General features: G+C 70.9%; 1 protein-coding gene. It reads left to right on the top strand.

The genetic code is table 11. The features are described from left to right. Positions 1–2 precede the first annotated feature (2 nt). On the top strand, positions 3–433 hold a 431-nt coding region (locus RM844_RS32935; RefSeq protein ID WP_311671097.1), incomplete at its 3' end, for a 2Fe-2S iron-sulfur cluster-binding protein.

The raw sequence follows: 433 nt of genomic DNA, 5'->3' as shown, positions 1-433 counted from the left end.
AGGTGTCGCTGACCATCGACGGTGAAAAGATCAGTGTCCCCAAGGGCACGTTGGTGATCCGCGCCGCCGAACTGATGGGCGTCCAAATCCCCCGGTTCTGCGACCATCCGCTTCTGGATCCGGTCGGCGCCTGCCGGCAGTGCCTCGTCGAGGTCGAGGGCCAGCGCAAACCGATGGCCTCGTGCACCACCCCGGTCAGCCCGGTCGCGGCCGACGGCGACGACCCGGAGCTGGTGTTCCTGCTGAAGTCGGCCGCCAACCTGGACATCGCGGTGGAGCTGCTGGACCTGGGGGAGGAGGGGCGCACCTCGGCCCACGTGGTCCTGGTCCGCGAGGCGAACAGCCCGTCCGCACAAGGGGGTTCGACCCACGAGGCGTCCGACGCCTCCGCGCGGGGCCGTTGGGCGGTCGGGGCCGGGCTCTCCCGGCGTAC

Origin of the sequence: Streptomyces chisholmiae, from assembly GCF_031845445.1 — a bacterium.
Classification (GTDB): domain Bacteria; phylum Actinomycetota; class Actinomycetes; order Streptomycetales; family Streptomycetaceae; genus Streptomyces; species Streptomyces chisholmiae.
This window is presented reverse-complemented; position numbering and strand designations above follow the sequence as displayed.